Origin of the sequence: Acidiphilium iwatense (genome assembly GCF_021556475.1) — a bacterium.
Taxonomy (GTDB): domain Bacteria; phylum Pseudomonadota; class Alphaproteobacteria; order Acetobacterales; family Acetobacteraceae; genus Acidiphilium; species Acidiphilium iwatense.
Genome location: NZ_JAKGBZ010000024.1, coordinates 20,581 through 37,451, shown reverse-complemented (window position 1 = coordinate 37,451; position 16,871 = coordinate 20,581). Strand labels below are relative to the sequence as shown.

Sequence of the window (16,871 nt, the reverse complement as noted above, 5' to 3'; positions counted from 1 at the left end):
CCGTGGCTGAATGACAGTCGAACCGGGTTCATGTCGTATCGCGAAACGCTTTGCTCAAGGGCAGTTTTGAGCTGCTCCGATTCGGCAAGATCGACCCTATGACAGTTTCGAGAAACTTCCTTGAAGATTCCATGAAACTTCACGATTGCCCGGTGCTGAACGATTGCTTGCCATCCGTTCATCTGGTTTCTCCCGCCCGCCCGTTACGCGCCGTTACGCGCATCGATCTGGTCAACAAAGGAGAGCGGTCGTGGCCCCCAGCCGACACGTCAACATCAAGACAAACACCACACGCAAGACACTCATGGCGTTCCTGCTATCCGGCACGGCTTTCGCTCCGATTCTCGTCCACGCCCAGGCGGTGAACGCTGGCGAGGTGAGTGCTTCCGGCGCCGCCGCCCTACCCGGCACCACAAAGGCGCCGCCCCAGAAGAAAATTTTCAAATCCGGCACGACCCGGCGGGTTCTCGGCCGTGCGATCATGGACGCCGCCGGGCCGGTGGCAGGTGCCGCGCAAATCCTCTCCTACTCGCCCGGCGTGAATATTTCAGGCTACGGCAATAGCGGTGCATCGAAATACACCATCACGCTTGACGGCGTGCAACAAGGCTGGGGCGGTTACGGCGGCTTCACCGGCAACGGCGCGATTGGCGTGACCCTGGACGGCGTGCCGATCGTCGATCCTTCGACCGATCTTTGGCAATCGAACACGATTCCGCAAACCGGAATGATCCAGAGCACGACCGTCACCTACGGGCCGGGCAACCCGGTCGATCGCTGGTACAACAATATCGGTGGCGGGGTAGAGTTCACGCCGGCGCAACCGACGACAAAACCGGGCGGCGACATCACGCTGACCTATGGCAGCTACGGCCAGAAGAACATCGAGTTCGATCTGCGAACCGGCATTTATCACGGCTGGTCCACCGTGATCGCGGGTGGCGTCGGCGACGGCGACAGCTTCCGCACCGCCGCCGACGGATTTCGCAGCCCAGCCGAAAATTACTCGATCTATCTGAAAACCATCAAGCATTTCTCCGCCGGCAATATCCAGTTCGGCGGTTATTTCGCGCGCAGCGCGGGCTATCGCGTGCCGGTGATCCCCACCACGCCGCAGGCGGGCGTTACCATCACCGGCAATCCGGGACAGGCGGGTTCCACACTCTACAGTCAGAAGACCTCGGGCTATTACAGCGCGCTGCCATTCAATACCTATGAGAAATTCGACACCAATGCACTCTGGATGGTCTACGGCAAGGAGAATATCCATCTCGATGACTCGACCACCCTGCATAATCTGACCTGGTATGAGAATATCAGTCGGGTTCATTCGAGAATCACGGATCTCTACAACGCAGGACCGCAACAGGACGAATACAACAACCCTTATACTAATATATTCGGCGACAAGGTCTGGTTAACCGCGAAACTTCCATTCAATACGTTGAATTTCGGCGGTTACTATATTCATGACACCTACAACTCGCGCAACAATTTCTACAATCCGGCTGACGGCGGCAACAAACACATCGTGAACATCAAAGGCAAGATCCGTTCTTCCTATTTCAACCAGGACGATTTTGCTTTGTTCGTTCAGGATGATATCCACCCGATCAGCGCTCTGCACATTACTCCCGGCATCCGTTTCGTCAGCTTCCAGACCAGCTATTCGAACTCCTCGCTTCAGGATTTCGGCTTTGCTCCAGGAGTCATTCTGTCGACCCATTGCCCGCTCACCAGCGCATCCACCAAGGGCAACACGACGGATCAGGGCGCCAGTTGCGGTGCTCACGAAAGCCGCAATGGCGTCGAGCCGTCGCTTTCGGTCAATCTGCGGGTTCTGCCCTGGATGTCGGTCTATGGCAGCTACGAGGAAGCGTTGCGTACTCCTGCGCTCGGCGGCGGCGGCGGATTGTTCCAGTCGATCGATCCGAACTCGTATCACCTCGAACTCGGCCAGGAATTCCAGGCTGGCGCGAAATTCCACATCGATAACGCCGGATTCCTGCACCATTTCCTGGCAGGCGTGAGCTATTTCCACCTCCGCTACGCCAAGCAGGCGCTGAAATTCACGCTGGCCAACGGCAACACGATTTCCGCCAACGGCACCTCGCTCTATCAGGGCGCCAATTTGTTCTTCGACGACAATCCGATCTACGCCCTGCATGTCTTCGGCAACGCCTCGATCGTGCATGCAACCTATACCAACTACGTGACCGGCGCCGGCTCCGCCAAGCCCGGCACCAGCTACAATGGACGCAAGGTGCCCTATGTGCCGCAAACCAACCTGAATATCGGCGCCTATTACGAGTATCTGTTCGGTAGCACGCTGATTCAGCCGCGCGCCTGGTATCAGTTCACCGGCACTCAAAACCTGTTCAACAACATGACCGGCGCACCGAGTCGCCAGACCATGCCGGGATACGGCACCTTCAACCTGTCGCTCAAGGTGGCGATGCCGCTGACACTACCCTATGCCGGCAGGAAATCGGTCGATTTCAAGTTGACTGCTTTGAACGTCACCAACAACCGCTACAATCAGTATGAATATATTTCGTCCGGCGGTTATTTCGGGACCGCGAATGGTGGCTATCTGCTTGCCTATCCCGGCGCGCCGTTCACGATTTACGGCAGTATCGGGATGCATTTCTGATATCGTTGCAAACCCAAACCGTCATCGATCCTTCACACTATCGCGGCGCGGCGTCGGCTAAGGCTGCGCCGCGCCTGTAACCGCCGGAGACAGCGATTATGACTCTCGCCTATATCATCCATCTCGCCAATTATTCCGACGGCGTTCTCTATATCCTCGCGATCCTGTTCCTGCTCGCAACCGCGGTCATGCTCGATCGGGTCTGGTATTTGCGCCGGGCGATTCTGCGCGGCAATGCCCTGGTCCGGCGTATGGCCGGCATGGGCAGCCTGTCGCCGGGCGATCTTGAGCAGATGCGCGATTTCGCCGGCAGGCAACCCGAGGCCGTGCTGCTCGATACCGCCTTGCATCACGTGGCCGACGCCGATGCCGAGGCCATGGGCAACCGGATGGACGAGGCGATCATGCTGGTCGCCCCCCGACTCGACCAGCGCCTCTGGGTGCTCGACACCATCGTCACCTTGGCGCCCTTGCTCGGGCTGTTCGGCACCATCATCGGCATGTTCCATGCCTTCTCGGTTCTCGCCAGACCCGGCCATGCGTCCGCCGAAGTCACCGGCGGCGTCGCGGACGCTCTCGTCGCGACCGCTTTCGGCATCCTGATCGCGATGCTCGGCCTCGCCGCCTTCAACATGCTCTCCAACCAGGTGCGGTTGATCCTTCATCAGCTCGACACCATCAAAACCATGGTGCTCAACCGCACCGATGGCGCTCCCATCGTGCCGATGATGCGCGCGCGCACCGGCATCAAAGCCGTCGCTGAATAGAGGATTTGCTGTGAAACTCCGCTATTTCGAAGTCAAGAAGGCACGCGTCGAGATCATTCCCATGATCGACGTCATGCTATTCCTGCTGGTTTTCTTCATCATCGTCACCCTGCAGATGATTCCGGATGCCGGTGTTTCCCTGCAATTGCCGACATCGAGTCAGACCCATCGCCTGAAGCACCCGAAATTCACGGTGAATATCCTGAGGGACGGCACCGTGAAAGTGAAAGACAAGGTGTTTACCCCCGATCAGCTCACATCCCTGTTTCAGTCGGACGGCGACACGGTAAAGACCCAGGTGACCATCGCGGCCTCGAAGCATGTCGCGTTCCAGCATTTCGTCACCGTGATGGATGCCGCGCGCAGAGCCGGTGTCACCGATATCGGCATCGCCGCCAAGCCGACGGCTGAATAATGTCGGCTGTGATCGGAACAAACCGTGCTTCGCCCATCATGCAGGAGTGCGACCTGTTCGGCCGTGCTCTGGGCGTGGCGCTGGTCCTTGAAATTATCGCCGTGATCGGTTTTGTCCATTTCACAAATCAAGCCGGTCCGGTCGCCAATCACCGACCGCGCATCATGAAGATCCAAATGATCGCGCCGCCGCCGAAACCGAAGCCACTGCCCAAGCCGCCGAAACCAATACCGCCGCCACCCCTGCCGCTCGCACCGCCGAAGCCGCTCCCGCCGCCGCCTAAGCCAATCCCAAAACCGCGACCAATTCCGCACCCGGTGAAACCGATACCGCATATCGCGGTACCGAAACCGCAACCGCCCCCGCCGCCACCGCAGCCCGTCGTCTCGGCGGCACAGCAGGAAAACGCGACCGAGCGCTACGCAGCCCTGGTCCATCAATCGGTCCAGAACGATCTCCGTGTGCCGCAGCTCGTCGAAATGATGCATTTGCGCGGGATAACGACCGTCGCGATCGACATCGCCCCCAGCGGTGCGCTGCTCGGCGTGTCGGTCATCCGCTCGTCCGGTGCGCCACCAATCGACAAGGCTGCGCTGGCATCGGTGCGGGCGACCCGATTCCCGCCCTTCTCACCGAAAATGCCGCATCATCCCATCACCTTCACCTTGCAGGTCAAGCTGCGCGCCGGCTGAACCGCAAACGCTGCATCGAATGCCGCACCGATCAGGATCAAGGCGGGCGATGTGAGATCCTCCGCCGCGATCCCATCGGCAAGATCGATCAGCCGCCCGTTTCGGTACCGTTCGTCGGGACGGCTGATATTGGTCACGATCACGCCGGGCGTCGCCGGGTCGAGTCCGGCGTCGATCAGTCGTTCCGCAATCGCCCGTGCGTGCCGGGCCCCCATGTAAAACGCAAAACTCGAACGCATCCGCGCCAAAGCCGGCCAATCCTGCTCCGGCAAACTTCCGTCGCTGCCATGGCCGGTGATGAATATCACGCTTCGGGCCACATCGCGCGATGTCAGCGACGCCTGGATCGATGATGCGGCGGCGCTTGCCGCGGTAATGCCGGGAATTACCACGACCGCGATACCCGCCGCACGCAGCGCCGCGATTTCCTCGCTGGCTCGGCCGAAAATCATCGGATCGCCGCCCTTCAGTCGCAATACCCGCGCGCCGTTCATCGCCTCCGCGATCAGCGATGCGTTGATTTCGTGCTGCTTCATGGCATGATGGCCGCATCTTTTGCCGACATTCACCAGCCTAGCGGTCGGGGCCAGTGCAAGAATCCGCTGCTCGACCAGCGCATCGTGCAAAATCACCTCGGCGGCCTCGATGGCGCGCAGCGCCTTCACCGTCAGCAATTCAGGATCGCCCGGCCCGGCTCCGGCAAGAACGACGGGATGAATCTCGCGGTCAACCTGCTGCGAGAATCGGTTCATGGTGCAAAAATCCTTTGAGTTCGGAAATGCAGGAACCGCAGCCGGTTCCTGCCTTCGTCGCCGCACCGATCGCGTCGATCGTCGCAAGCCCCCGCACCTTGATTGCGGCACGTATCATCGGTTCGGTCACCTGATGACAGACACAAACGATCCCGCCTCTCGGCGCGGCGCTGCTCGCTCCGCGTCCAGCCAGCAGAACCGCCGGATCGGGCTCGACCCATCGTCGCGCAAACAGCTTTTCCAGAGAATCGGCCGACGGCAGCGCCGCTCGATCGGAAGCGACATGCAGCACGAATACCAAGACCCCGCCCCTCATCACCGCGAGACGAAATACGCCGCGCCGCGCATCCGTATAGTCGAGCATTTCGACCGTTTCTGGAAGTTCCAGAAGAGAACTGGCCAAGGACCGGCAAGTCGTATCCTCGCGCAAAGGCAAGAATCCAGTGAAGCCGAACTGAACCAGTCCTCCCACGCGCGGCGTGCGCGACCACACCGCATGGTCGTTTACCTTGGATCGCACCGAAAGCACCGTGCGCGCAAGCGCCACGCCATGCCACTGGGCCACGATACGCCTCATCGTTACTTTGCCATGCTTGAAGGCTGGTTCACCGGAAATCGGATCTCGCTCGGCGCCCGCCAGCATATTGACCGTGCTTGCGCTGCCATGCGCCTCGGTCCAGTGCATTGCCATGAAGATCGAACCCGAGGCCTGGTCCGCTCCGATCATGGCCGGCAGAATCAATTGTCCCCGTTCGTTGCCGATCGCGGCCAGATCGCCGGTCGCGATGCCCAACCGCGCGGCGTCGGCCGGTGCAATGGTCGCGGCCGCCGCCTCGCGATGCGCCATGAGCTCCGGCACGCGCCCAGTGCGGGTCATGGTGTGCCACTGGTCGCGCAACCGCCCCGTATTCAGCGTGAATTTTTTCTCCTCATCTACCGCTCCATGCTCGGCTGAGACAGCTACAAACCGCGCCCTGCCATCGGCCGTCGGGAACCTGCCGTCGCCGAACAGACGCGGCTCCGCCCGGCCGACGGGCCATTGAATTGGCCGCATCACGTCATAATCCTCATCGGGCATCGCCGCGAGCGGACCCAGATCGAACACTCGCGCACCATCGTTCTCGAAAGTTGACAAAGCGGCATGTTCTCGGAAAATCGACGCCGTGCTGGAGTATGCGAAAGCTTCACCAAATCCCATGCGGCACGCAACTTCCTTGAACATCCACCAATCCGGTTTGGCCTCACCCGGTGCTGGACGGAATGCGCGCTGGCGTGAGATCATGCGCTCGGAATTGGTGACAGTACCATCCTTCTCCGACCAGCCGGCGGCCGGCAGAACCACATCGGCACGCGACGATGTCGCCGTCGGCCAGCAATCGGCAACAACGACGAAGGGGCAACGTTCGAGAGCTTCGCGAACAAGCGCGCTGCGCGGCAAAGATTCGGCCGGATTGGTGCCGGCAATCCACAATGCCTTGATCCGTCCGTCATGCACCGCATCGAACAAATCGATCGCCTTGAGGCCCGGCTTGCGAGCGAGATGCGGCGCATTCCAGAACCGCGCCAGAATATCCCGATGCGCGGAATCGTCGAAGGAAAGATGGGCGGCGAGTTGAGTCGCGAGACCGCCCACTTCGCGTCCGCCCATCGCGTTCGGCTGTCCTGTAAGCGAAAACGGCCCCGCACCCGGCTTGCCGATCCGTCCGGTAGCGAGATGCAGGTTCAAAATCGCATTTACGGTGTCGGTTCCGATGACCGATTGATTGACACCTTGGAAAAACGCCGTGACGAGCCGCGGCGTGCCGGCGATCATGTCGGCAAATTGGTCAAACAACTCGGCGTCGATACCAGGATCGGCCTGGTGCGCCATTGCCAAGGCGGCGTCGAACCCAGCCGTATGCCGGGCAATGAAATCGTAGTCGAGTGCGCCTTTTGCCGCACATTTGGCAAATAGCGCGGCGAATAACGCAAGATCGCCACCAGGTGCGATTTGAATGTGCAGATCGGCGAGATCGGCCGTCGCACTCCGGCGTGGGTCGATCGCGACGATCCGTGTCCCCCGTGATTCACGCGCCCGCAACGCGCGCTGGAACAACACAGGATGACACCACGCCGCGTTTGATCCAACAAACAAAATCAAATCGGCTTCGTCGAAATCCTCATAAATGCCCGGCACCAGATCCTCGCCAAATGCCCTGATCTGAGCCGCCACCGGCGAAGCCATACACAGGCGCGAGTTGGTATCGATATTGCCGGAGCCGATGAATCCCTTCATCAGCTTGTTAGCGATATAATAATCCTCGGTCAGGAATTGTCCCGACACATAGAACGCAACCGAATCCGGTCCACGCTCGGCAATCGCCTCGCCAAATCGCTTTGCCACGACATCGAGCGCTTCGGGCCAACTCGCTTGTTGTCCACCGATCATCGGAGCGACCAGCCGGTCCCGGTCATCCAGGGTCAACCCAAGCGTCGTGCCCTTTACGCACAGCTTGCCACGATTCGCCGGATGATCGGGATCGCCAACAATCCCATCCCGTCCGGCAACAACCCCGCATCCGACCCCACAATACGGGCAGGTCGTGTTCATCAGGCCGCGATCGGTCCAGCAATGCCGAGCAGAATCCGTCCCGCTTCAATGCGAAGCGGAAACCGCGCGACACAAGGGGCATCCTCGTCCGAAGCAGAACCCGTTTCCAGCGAAATCACCCAGTTATGAAGCGGGCATGTCACGCCATGGCCATGCACGATGCCTTGACTCAATGGTCCGCCGCGATGAGGGCAGCGATCGCGCAATGCGAATATAGCGTTATCGCCGGTACGAAAAATCGCGACCGGCCCATGTGCCGTTGACACCGTGCGCGCGCCGCGCGCCGGAATCTCGTCCACCGCCGCGATATCGACAAAAACCGGATCGACCATCATGCCATCCATCAGACCAGCTCCGCGACATCGACATAGCTTGGCGGCGTCGGGCCGGCGGAACGCTCTTCCCATGGATCGACCTGTGCGAATTGCTGGGCATGATGGAAGCGCTCGGCCAGAGCGGCGCGTCCTTCGGCATCCTCGACAATGCGCGACTTCACGTAATCGATGCCGACCCGCTCGATCCAATGCGCCGTCCGCTCCAAATATAGCGCTTCCTCCCGATAGACCTGAAGAAAGGCAGCGCAGTATTCAAGAACCTCATCCGCCATCGTCACCTTGCACAGCAGCTCGGCACCGCGCAGCTTGATTCCGCCATTGCCGCCGACCAGCAGATCCCAACCCGCCTCGGTTGCGATCACGCCGAAATCCTTGATCGAGGATTCCGCGCAATTGCGCGGACAACCCGACACCGCCATTTTGACCTTGTGCGGATGCCACGAGCCCCAGGACATCTTCTCCAGCGCGATTCCCATCGCCGTCGAATTCTGTGTCCCGAACCGGCACCATTCCGACCCCACGCAGGTTTTCACGGTACGCAGCGCCTTGCCATAAGCATGACCGGACACCAGGCCCGCCGCATTCAGATCGCGCCATACCGCAGGCAGATCCTCGCGCCTCACTCCTAGCATGTCGATGCGCTGGCCGCCGGTTATCTTGACTTCTGGAATGTCGAATTTTTCGACCACATCGGCGATCGCGCGCAATTCCCGCGCATTGGTCACTCCGCCCCACATGCGCGGCACAACCGAAAACGTTCCGTCTTTCTGGATATTCGCGTGCATTCGTTCGTTGACGAAGCGTGACTGCGCATCATCGACATATTCACCCGGCCATGCGCAGAGCAGGTAAAAATTCAGTGCCGGCCGACAGGAATGGCAACCATCCGGTGTCTTCCATTCCAGCGCCTGCATCACGGCCGAAATCGATTTGAGATCACCCCCCAGGATACGTCGCCGCACTTCGTCATGCGACAGATCGGTGCACGTGCACATCGATTTTACCATGACCGGCGCGTAGGCATTGCCGATTGTCGCCTTAAGAAGCGCCTCGACCTGCATCGTGCATGAACCGCAGGACGACGAGGCCTTGGTACGTGCACGAACGGCTTCCAGCGTCGTGAGGCCGAATTCGGAAATCGCCGAGACGATCTTGCCTTTTGCGATCCCGTTGCAACCGCAAATCTCGGCATGATCCGGCAGCGCCAGAACCACCTCCGCCGGGCCGGCCGCCCCATCCAGTGCAGGGCCGAAAATCACGCTGTCCCGAAACGTTTCGATATCCGTTTCGTCTTTCATCAACTGAAAGTGCCACCCGGAATCGCGCGCATCGCCAAACGCCACGATGCCGACGATCCGATTTTCCCGCAACACCAGTCGCTTGTAGATGCCACGCGACGCATCGCGCAGAACGATATCGTCGGTCGTCGCATCGCCCATGAAGGCGCCGGCCGAGACCATATCGATCCCCGAAACCTTCAGCCGCGCGATGCTCACGGTCGGGCAAAATCCCGGCCCCTGATTACCCGTCATGGCATTCGCGGCAATCTTGGCCATTTCCCAGATCGGCGCGACCAGCCCGAACACCTCGCCGTCATGCTCGACGCATTCGCCGATCGCGAAAATCTCTGGATCGGAGGTCCTCATCCAGTCATCGACAATCACTCCGCGGTTACACGTAAGGCCGACGGCGCGTGCCAACCCTGCGTTAGGACGAATTCCGACCGCCATCACCACAAGATCCGCCTCGATTTCCGTGCCATCCTTCAGCCGCACTGCCCGCACTTGTTCGTCCCCCACAAAGGCGGCGGTTTCGGTCGCGGTCAGAATGGTCATACCCCGCGCGGTCAGCGCGCGTTCCAATAGATGCGCCGCGGAGGCATCGAGCTGGCGTTCCATCAATGTCGGCATGAGATGGATTACGGTGACATCGGCGCCACGCAGATTAAGCCCGTGCGCTGCCTCAAGACCCAGCAATCCGCCACCGATCACCACGGCCTTGCAGCCGGGCTTGGCCACCGCGAGCATGTCCTCGACATCCGCGACAGTCCGAAACGTCTGCACGCCGTCGAGTTCCGCACCCTGGATCGGCAAGACGAACGGATTCGATCCGGTCGCGAGAAGCGCGATGTCGTAGGGCACGTCGTTGCCGTGAGCGCCTCGCACGATGCGCTTCTTGCGGTCGATCCAATCGACATGTTCGCCGGCGATCAACCGAATGTTATTCGCTTCATACCAATCATAATCGTTGAGCACGATGTCGGTGAAATTCTTGTCGCCGGCCAGAAGCGGCGACAGCATGATCCGGTCGTAATTCGGCTGCGGCTCGCCACTGAACACCGTGATATCGAAATATCCCGGTGCGGCCGAAAGAATTTCTTCGACGGTTCGCATTCCCGCCATGCCGTTGCCGATCACGACAAGGCGCGGACGCGACATTTTGAAGCCATCCATATTATCGCTCCTTGTCAAATGCGAACCGGCGCGCCATCGACGACATCCCCGGAAGCGAAATCGGCACGCCAGCGGCGTTTGACCGCGATCAGTCCGGCAAAGGCAACCAGGGCAAGACCTGCAAAGATCAGGAAACCAGCCTGATACGAGCCCGTGAACTGTTTCGAATAACCAAGGCTCGATGCGAGATAGAACCCGCCAACACCGCCCGCCATGCCAACCAGCCCGGTCATCACGCCGATTTCCCGGCCAAACCGGATCGGCACAAGCTGAAACACCGCGCCATTGCCCATGCCGAGCGCCAGCATCGCGATGACGAAGGTACCAAGGGTGAGTGCCGTCGTCGGCAGGCCGATGCTCACCAATGCAAGTGCCGACGCTGCAACGAGATAGAATACCGAAAGCGCGCGGATGCCGCCGAATCGATCGGCAATGAAGCCACCCACCGGACGGAACATTGAGCCCGCAAACACACAGGCGGCCGTCGCATAGCCGGCGGCAACGGGCGCTAACCCATACTGGGTGTGGAAATAAATCGCGAGCGACGCAGCCAGCCCTACGAAACCGCCAAAGGTCACGCTGTAGAACAGCATGAACAGCCAGGTGTCCCTGAGTGCCAGCACGCGCAAATAGGCGGCGATGCTCTGCGGCGCCGGATGGTTCGGGCTGTCCTTGGCGAGCAGTATGAACGCCACGAGCACCAGCATCATCACCAGCGCCGCAAGACCGAACACGTTGGTAAAGCCGAGGGCGAGCCCAAGAGCAGGTGCGAATAACGCGGCCAGAACCGTGCCGGAATTGCCCGCTCCGGCGATACCCAGCGCTGTGCCCTGATGCTCCTTCGGATACCAGCGCGAAGCCAGCGGCAAGGCGATCGCGAAGGACGCGCCTGCAAGACCGAGCACGATGCCGAGCAACTGCACCGCGCGAAAATCGGGGATGCCGAGGTGCCACGCTGCAAGCAGTCCTACGATCACCAAAACCTGGGCGACGATTCCGGTACGCTTCGCGCCGAACCGATCCACCGCCAGACCATTGACAATCCGCAGCAAAGCGCCGGCGAGAACCGGCGTCGCTACCATCAACCCTTTATGCGCGGGGTCGAGATGCAGCGCCTTACCGATCTGCACGCCGAGCGGTCCGAGCAACACCCAGACCATGAAGCTCATGTCGAAATACAGAAACGCCGCGAACAAGGTGGGCAAGTGCCCCGATTTCAGAAAGGATTTATTCTGGGGCACAGCCATGGTCGCTCTCCTGCGGATATGTCGATCCGCGAAGCGGCCTTCCTTGGCACGCAATTTCAAAACGGAGCCGGAGGCCCAACCATCCTATCGCGACCACCCTTGGCCACCATAGGGGCACTGCATATGCATGTGCAGTGCAGCAAGAACAATGCCAACATAAAAAATAGCTTATTTTCGAGCCTGTTCTACGAACATTAATTTAAATATCCTAAAAATTACTCATATTTTGCTTAAAAATAGATCGTTTGATGGAAAATTGACAACTCTGCCGCATCCGGTCGTTCGAGCCAGCAGTCTTTCGCGAGAAATGCCGATGCGGGTTTTTGTGCGTTCATGCCAAATCCTCTCCCGCCTCGCGCAATAGCGCGCGGGCGACCTCCGGCAACCGCATCTGACGCTCCATGGCGCGTCTTTGCAGAAACCGATGCGCGACAGGTTCGGCCATGCCATCGCGCCGCATCAGCAACCGCTTTGCCGCGTCCACTCGGCGCCGATCGGCCAACTCCGCCTCTGCCGCGGCAAGCCGTGCCTCGCGCGTTCTGGCATAGCGGAACAGGGCGATGGCGCTGCGCAAAACCGGCCTGATATCGGCGATCACCGCCGCGTTGACGTGGTACGACACAACGCCGGCGGTAATCGCCGCCTCCATGAAGGCGGGATCATCCTCGTCGACGAACAGCGTGACCGGCACGCCGCTCGCCGTTACTTTGCGCACTTGCTCGGGGCTGCCGCGATCCGGCCGTGCCATGTCCACGATCACCAGATCCGGCCGTTCCGTGTTCACGATGTCGGCGAGGGTGGAGGCCGGCGGTGCTATTCTGACACGCCCGACGCCCATCTGTTCGAGCCTTACGGCCAACGCCGCGGCACGCACTGAATCGGTCTCGGCGATCAGGATGTCCACGTTGCGGCGCTGGCCCCGTCTTGTCTTGCAGGATGCTGCAATGCAAGATGGCTGCCAACGCAGCCACACCATCAGTCGAGAAACAATTTCCCCGGATTGAGAATGCCGCGCGGATCGAGTGCCGCTTTGATCACGCGCATCATCTCGAGGGCCGAAGCACCGTGCTCGCGGAGCAGGAATTCGCGCTTGCCGATGCCCACGCCGTGCTCACCGCTCGCCGCCCCGCCGAGGTCGAGCGCCTGTGCCACGATCTCACGGTCCAGCGCCCAGGCACGCTCGGCACCCTCCTTCGTGTCGGGATACAGGATCAGCACGTGGAAATTGCCGTCGCCGACATGACCGACGATGCAGGCATGGAGGCCCGATTGCGCCACCGAGTCACGGGCCTGTTCGATCGCCTCGGCAAGCCGCGAAATCGGCACGATGGTATCCGTCGAGAATGCGCCGTGCCCCGGATAGGCCGCGCGCGCCGCCCAGTAGGCGTCGTGCCGGGCCTGCCAGAGCTTGGTCCGCGCCTCGGTTTCGGTCGCGAAGGCAAAGCCCGAGCCGCCATGCTCGGCGGCGATCGCTTCGGCCATCGCGGCCTGCTCGGCAACGCCCTGTGCGGTGCCATGGAACTCGAACAGAAGCGTGGGCTGCGCCGCCATGCCGTCGAGCTTGGAATAGGCGATCGAGGCCGCCATCTGGGCCGCGTCGGCGAATTCGATGCGGGCGACCGGAATGCCGGCCTGCATGATCTCGATCACGGTTTCGACCGCGCCGCGCTCGGTGGCGAACCGGCACACCGCCGCGCCGATCGCCTCGGGAATGCCGTACAGGCGAAACTGGATTTCGGTGATGACGCCGAGCGTGCCTTCCGACCCGATCAGCAGGCGGGTCAGATCGTAGCCGGTCGCCGATTTGCGCACCCGCCCGCCGGTATCCACGATGGTGCCGTCGGCCAGCACCGCGCGCAGGCCGAGCACGTTTTCGCGGATCGTGCCGTAGCGCACCGCATTGGTGCCGGAGGCGCGGGTCGCGCACATGCCGCCGATGGTGCAATCCGCCCCAGGATCGACCGGGAAGAACAGCCCATGGTCGCGGAGAAAAAGATTGAGCTGCTTGCGGGTGACGCCCGCTTCGACCCTGGCGTCGAGATCGGCGTCGTTCACCGCTAGAACGCGGTTCATCCGGGTGAGATCGAGGCTGATCCCGCCCGCGACCGGCGTGACATGCCCTTCCAGCGAGGTTCCGGCGCCGAACGGCGTCACCGTCATGCGATGGGCGTGACACAGCGCCAGCAGCCGCGACACCTCCTCGGTCGATTCGGGAAACGCCACGGCATCGGGCAGATGCGTGGCCGGATTCGCCTCGCCATGCGCATGGGTTTCACGGATCGACGCGTTGAGGCTCAGCCGGTCGCCGAAAATCCCACGCGCGGCTTCGACGATATGCTCCATTTCCATGCGGAAACCCTACGCCGGCCGGCACCGAATGACCAGAAGCTCAACCCATCCGCCAGATCGCCAGACGCGCCGGGCCATGGATGCGCTCGGCGAGAATCGCGATGTCATTGGGGATCGGATCGGCGCGGCCGAATTCGGCGGCGATCAGCGCATCCGGCGCGATCCAGCCGGCTTTCCCCAACGCATCGAGCGCGCGCGGAATAAGTCCGGCGCCATAAGGTGGATCGAGCAGCACAAGATCGTGCGGCATGGCCGCGCGCGGCGGGGCGAGCGCATCGGCCGCAACCAGATCGGCCTGATCTCCCACCCGGCACGCGTCGATATTGCGCCGGATCGCCACGCACGCCGCGCGATCCGCCTCGATGAACGTCGCCCGCGCCGCGCCGCGCGACAATGCCTCCAGTCCTAGAGCACCGGAACCGGCGAACACGTCGAGCACCGTGCGACCGACGATCGCGTGCTCGGCCCAGCGTGCGTGCGCCAGAATATCGAACAAGGCCTGACGCACCCGCGCCGAACTCGGCCGTGTCGCAAGCCCTTCCGGCGTCGCTAAAACGCGCCCGCGCAGCACGCCCGCGATAATGCGGGGCGCGGCCATTATTTATCCTTCGGCAATTGATCGCGCAGCACCTTGCCGGTGATTTCGGCAACCCCGCCGCGCGGCAGGTTGCCGAGCTGGAACGGGCCGTAGGCCACCCGGATCAGCCGCGTCGTCTCCAACCCCAACGCCGCCATCACCTTCCTGATTTCCCGGTTCTTGCCCTCGGCAATACTAACAGACAACCAAGCGTTAGCCCCCTTCGCAGAATCGACCTCGGCGGCGATCGGGCCGTAGCGCACGCCATCGACCGTGATGCCCTGCTTCAGCGATACCAGCCGGTCGGAATCGACCATGCCATAAACCCGCACCCGATAGCGGCGCAGCCAGCCGGTGGTCGGCAATTCGAGCCGCCGAGCCAGCGTCCCGTCATTGGTGAGCAGAAGCAGGCCCTCGCTGTTCAAATCGAGCCGGCCCACGCTGACCACCCGCGGCATGTCCGGCGGCAGTTTCTCGAACACGGTGGGTCGGCCCTGCGGATCGCGATGGGTGGTCAGCAGCCCATCCGGCTTGTGATAACGCCATAGCCGCGTGCGTGCGGCCTCGGCCACCATTGCCCCATCCACCATCACGACATCGCCCGCGACAACGAACGTCGCCGGATGCTCGACTTTTGCGCCGTTCAGCACCACGCGCCCCTCGCCGATCATCCGCTCGGCATCCCGACGGCTCGCGATCCCGGCCCGCGCCAGATATTTGGCGATCCGCTCGCCGTCCTGCCCGCTCATCGCACCGCCTCGACGAACGCCGCGAACAACCGCGCATCGCCGGGATCGATCAGAAATTCGGGATGCCATTGCACGCCGATGCAGAATCGGTGCGACGGCGATTCGACCCCCTCGATCACCCCGTCCGGCGCGGTAGCGTTGACGATCAGCGTCGGTCCGGTATCGCGCACCGCCTGGTGGTGCGAGGAGTTCACTCGCATCGTCGCACGCCCGACGATTGCGGCAAGACTTGTGCCGGGCACGATCGAAACCGCGTGCCCCGCCTCATTCCGCGGATTTGGCTGCTCATGCGCCAAGGCGCCCGGCATTGCGTCGGGAATATGCTGGATCAGCGAGCCGCCCAGAGCCACCGCCAGCAATTGCTCGCCACCACAAATGCCCAGCACCGGCATGTCGCGCATCAGCGCCCCGCGCAGCAATGCCATTTCCGCCTCGGTGCGGCCCTTCTTGAGCGACACCGTGTCATGGCGCGTGCCGTCGCCGTACAAGGCGGGATCGACATCGAATGCCCCGCCGGTCACCACCAGCCCATCGAGCGTTTCCAGATAGGCATCCGCCAGTTCCGCGCGATGCGGCAGCGCCACCGGCACGCCCCCGGCTTCGGCGATGGCGTCGGCGTAATTGCGGCGGATCGCATACCAGGGGAATTTGGAATAGCCGCCCGGCTCCTCGGCATCGAGGGTCAGGCCGATCAGTGGGCGCTTGCTCATGGCGCGAGCTAGACCTGCAACCCCCGCCAAGGCAAGAGAGGCGCATGACGCCGATGCAGCGCGCCCTGAACGAAGCCCGCAAGGCCGCCGAGTGCGGCGAAGTACCGGTGGGCGCGGTCGTGACCGATGGCGCAGGCGCCGTGCTTGCCACCGCCAGCAATGCGGTAGAGGCACGACACGACGCCACCGCCCACGCCGAACTGCTCGCCCTGCGCGCCGCCGCCGCCCGGCGGGGCGAAAAATATCTTGTCGATTGCACGCTGACCGTCACGCTGGAGCCCTGCCCGCTCTGCGCCGCCGCCATCGCCCTGTTTCGTATCAAGCGGCTGGTCTTCGGCGCCTACGATCCGAAATCGGGCGGCGTCGAGCATGGACCGCGTGTATTCGATCACGCTACCTGCCACCATAGGCCGGAGGTAATCGGCGGGGTCGATGAGCGCGAAAGCGCCGCGATTCTGCGCGATTTCTTCGAAAACCGTCGCGACCCGGCAAATTCTGCCGGGCGTTAACCGAATCCTTACCCGTGTCGGTCATTCTTGCCGTGCGACAAAATCGTCGCGACAGCAGGATGACCCCATGCCG

At 61.8% G+C, this 16,871-nt stretch carries 15 protein-coding genes; 5 read left to right on the top strand and 10 right to left on the bottom strand.

Going from position 1 to position 16,871, the window contains the following annotated elements; all coding sequences use genetic code 11:
* Positions 1 to 250 precede the first annotated feature (250 nt).
* The 4 genes from L2A60_RS12625 to L2A60_RS12610 all read left to right on the top strand — a co-directional run bounded on the left by L2A60_RS12625 (position 251) and on the right by L2A60_RS12610 (position 4,527).
* Positions 251 to 2,653 (top strand): TonB-dependent receptor, encoded by a 2,403-nt coding sequence (locus L2A60_RS12625; RefSeq protein ID WP_235704760.1) that lies wholly within the window; start codon positions 251 to 253, stop codon positions 2,651 to 2,653.
* Between the two features lie 98 nt (positions 2,654 to 2,751).
* Positions 2,752 to 3,420: a MotA/TolQ/ExbB proton channel family protein gene (locus tag L2A60_RS12620; RefSeq protein WP_235704758.1), complete on the top strand. Its 669-nt coding sequence runs from the start codon at positions 2,752 to 2,754 to the stop codon at positions 3,418 to 3,420.
* Between the two features lie 10 nt (positions 3,421 to 3,430).
* Complete coding sequence (locus tag L2A60_RS12615; protein WP_235704757.1) at positions 3,431 to 3,835, top strand: ExbD/TolR family protein; 405 nt, start codon at positions 3,431 to 3,433, stop codon at positions 3,833 to 3,835.
* A 38-nt stretch (positions 3,836 to 3,873) separates the two neighbouring features.
* Positions 3,874 to 4,527: a TonB family protein gene (locus tag L2A60_RS12610; protein WP_235704756.1), complete on the top strand. Its 654-nt coding sequence runs from the start codon at positions 3,874 to 3,876 to the stop codon at positions 4,525 to 4,527.
* On the opposite strand, the gene cobA is transcribed toward L2A60_RS12610, so the two are convergent.
* The 10 genes from cobA to L2A60_RS12560 all read right to left on the bottom strand — a co-directional run bounded on the left by cobA (position 4,482) and on the right by L2A60_RS12560 (position 16,289).
* A complete protein-coding gene (gene cobA, locus L2A60_RS12605) occupies positions 4,482 to 5,279 on the bottom strand; it encodes a uroporphyrinogen-III C-methyltransferase (RefSeq protein WP_235704755.1) in 798 nt (265 codons plus the stop codon). The genes L2A60_RS12610 and cobA overlap by 46 nt on opposite strands.
* Positions 5,254 to 7,869, bottom strand: a complete 2,616-nt coding sequence (locus L2A60_RS12600) for a molybdopterin-dependent oxidoreductase (RefSeq protein WP_235704753.1) — start codon at positions 7,867 to 7,869, stop codon at positions 5,254 to 5,256. Before L2A60_RS12600 ends, cobA begins: the two co-directional genes overlap by 26 nt.
* Entirely contained in the window at positions 7,869 to 8,213 is a 345-nt protein-coding gene (gene nirD / locus L2A60_RS12595) for a nitrite reductase small subunit NirD (RefSeq protein WP_235704752.1), read from the bottom strand. The genes L2A60_RS12600 and nirD overlap by 1 nt, the downstream gene beginning before the upstream one ends.
* Positions 8,213 to 10,657 (bottom strand): nitrite reductase large subunit NirB, encoded by a 2,445-nt coding sequence (gene nirB / locus L2A60_RS12590; protein WP_235704751.1) that lies wholly within the window; start codon positions 10,655 to 10,657, stop codon positions 8,213 to 8,215. The genes nirD and nirB overlap by 1 nt, the downstream gene beginning before the upstream one ends.
* Before the next feature lie 14 nt (positions 10,658 to 10,671).
* Entirely contained in the window at positions 10,672 to 11,904 is a 1,233-nt protein-coding gene (locus L2A60_RS12585; protein WP_235704750.1) for a nitrate/nitrite transporter, read from the bottom strand.
* 331 nt (positions 11,905 to 12,235) lie between these two features.
* The gene (locus tag L2A60_RS12580) at positions 12,236 to 12,880 is read right to left on the bottom strand and encodes an ANTAR domain-containing response regulator (RefSeq protein ID WP_235704749.1); all 645 of its coding nucleotides are present in this window, start codon (positions 12,878 to 12,880) and stop codon (positions 12,236 to 12,238) included.
* Positions 12,880 to 14,247 carry an FAD-binding oxidoreductase gene (locus L2A60_RS12575; RefSeq protein ID WP_407932551.1) on the bottom strand — a complete coding sequence of 456 codons (1,368 nt, stop codon included), beginning with the start codon at positions 14,245 to 14,247 and terminating at the stop codon, positions 12,880 to 12,882. Before L2A60_RS12575 ends, L2A60_RS12580 begins: the two co-directional genes overlap by 1 nt.
* Positions 14,248 to 14,293: 46 nt before the next feature.
* The gene (rsmD, locus tag L2A60_RS12570; protein ID WP_235704747.1) at positions 14,294 to 14,851 is read right to left on the bottom strand and encodes a 16S rRNA (guanine(966)-N(2))-methyltransferase RsmD; all 558 of its coding nucleotides are present in this window, start codon (positions 14,849 to 14,851) and stop codon (positions 14,294 to 14,296) included.
* Positions 14,851 to 15,579 (bottom strand): pseudouridine synthase, encoded by a 729-nt coding sequence (locus tag L2A60_RS12565; protein ID WP_235704745.1) that lies wholly within the window; start codon positions 15,577 to 15,579, stop codon positions 14,851 to 14,853. Before L2A60_RS12565 ends, rsmD begins: the two co-directional genes overlap by 1 nt.
* Positions 15,576 to 16,289 (bottom strand): gamma-glutamyl-gamma-aminobutyrate hydrolase family protein, encoded by a 714-nt coding sequence (locus L2A60_RS12560; RefSeq protein WP_235704743.1) that lies wholly within the window; start codon positions 16,287 to 16,289, stop codon positions 15,576 to 15,578. The genes L2A60_RS12565 and L2A60_RS12560 overlap by 4 nt, the downstream gene beginning before the upstream one ends.
* 53 nt (positions 16,290 to 16,342) lie before the next feature.
* Between L2A60_RS12560 and L2A60_RS12555 the strand changes: the two genes are divergently transcribed.
* Positions 16,343 to 16,798, top strand: a complete 456-nt coding sequence (locus tag L2A60_RS12555; protein ID WP_235704777.1) for a nucleoside deaminase — start codon at positions 16,343 to 16,345, stop codon at positions 16,796 to 16,798.
* The last annotated feature ends 73 nt before the right edge of the window (positions 16,799 to 16,871 follow it).